This is a genomic window from Moorena sp. SIO2C4 (assembly GCF_010672485.1).
Classification (GTDB): Bacteria; Cyanobacteriota; Cyanobacteriia; order Cyanobacteriales; family Coleofasciculaceae; genus Moorena; species Moorena producens.
Map to the genome: position 1 here is coordinate 1 of NZ_JAAHGN010001392.1, position 1,510 is coordinate 1,510.

Sequence of the window (1,510 nt, forward strand, 5' to 3'; positions counted from 1 at the left end):
CTCTAGCGCTTGGGCTTACCAGCTGATTGCCCAGCAGTATAATATCCAATGCGATATTGTCTATGCTGGTACCCTCTCTCACCAGGAAAACATTGCCCTGGTTAAGCTGACTGGTTTACCAGCCAAACGCTGGAGTGTCGAGACCACAAAAAATCAAGATTTATCGGTGTATCAGGGCTATGTGCTGATTGATAACCAGGGTACAACCACCCAGCTATTACCGATTGTTACCGAGGCCAATATTCCTCTAATTGCAATCTTTGATCATCACACTAGTCAAGGGGAGTTGAAAGCAGAATTTATTGACCTTCGTCCTCAAGCAAGAGCAACCGCGACGCTATTAACCCATTACCTTCAGGCTGGGTTACTACAGCTTGATAGTAGCATTAGTGAACACATCAAATGTGCTACAGCCTTGATGCATGGTGTGCGCTCTGATACTAATATGCTGATGCAGGCTCAGGAAGAGGATTTCTTGGCAGCTGGATATCTCAGTCGCTTCTACGACAGTCAACTGCTTAACGCTATACTCAAAACATCCCGATCTCGCCGAGTCATGGATGTGATTGAGCGATCGCTTAAATATCGCATTCTCCAAGATAACTTCTCTATGGCTGGTGTGGGCTATCTTCGCTATGAAGACCGGGATGCTATTCCCCAAGCTGCTGACTTTTTAGTTACTGAAGAAAATGTTCACACTGCTGTGGTTTACGGGATTGTTTACGATGAAGACCAAGAATTAGAAGTGGTGATTGGTTCCTTGAGAACCAATAAGTTAACCCTCGACCCTGATGAATTTATCAAAGAAGCTTTCGGTCAAGACAGTCATGGGCGTTTCTTTGGTGGTGGACGCATGATGGCTGGTGGCTTTGAAATTCCGACGGGATTCTTGAGTAGTTTTAATGACAAATCGGAGTATGCCAAGCTCAAGTGGGAGGTGTTTGATACCCAAGTCAAGCAAAAACTACTGCGGTTAGTTAATCCCGAGGATACGGTTATCTAGACTAACTAATACCAACTGATGAACTCAGGAGTGTTTTCAGTGAGCGCGATCGCATTTTAAGCGAATCTCAACATCAGCCCATGGAACTCTACTTAATTCGCCACGGTATTGCTGCTGAGCGAGGCACCTACCACAACGATCGAGAGCGGCCACTGACCAAAATTGGCCATGAAAAAACTAGTAAAGTAGCAAAAGAGCTCCAGAAACGAGGGCTACATTTTGACCTAATCTTGACTAGTCCATTGGTCAGAGCTAAGGAAACCGCTGCTATCCTCCAAGATGTTGGTTTAGGCTCATTGGTTGAAGAGTCAGAGAGTCTCGCTCCTGAGGGTGACATTCACCAATGGCTCAGCTGGCTACAGCAGAGGTGGCGAAAGACTGATGATCAAAGACGTTTAGCTCTAGTTGGCCATCAACCTGATTTAGCTAATTGGGCGGAAATGTTGGTGTGGGGAGTATCCAATCAAAAACTAGTGCTAAAAAAAGCTGGAGTAATTGGGTTAAAGA

2 protein-coding genes are annotated in these 1,510 nt (G+C 45.4%); both read left to right on the forward strand.

Features of this window, described 5'->3' with window-relative positions; genetic code table 11:
• A partial coding sequence (locus F6K20_RS37900) for a DHH family phosphoesterase (protein WP_287298316.1) occupies window positions 1-1,003 on the forward strand: 1,003 nt, incomplete at its 5' end.
• 80 nt (window positions 1,004-1,083) lie between these two features.
• On the forward strand, window positions 1,084-1,510 hold a 427-nt coding region (gene sixA / locus F6K20_RS37905; protein WP_287298318.1), incomplete at its 3' end, for a phosphohistidine phosphatase SixA.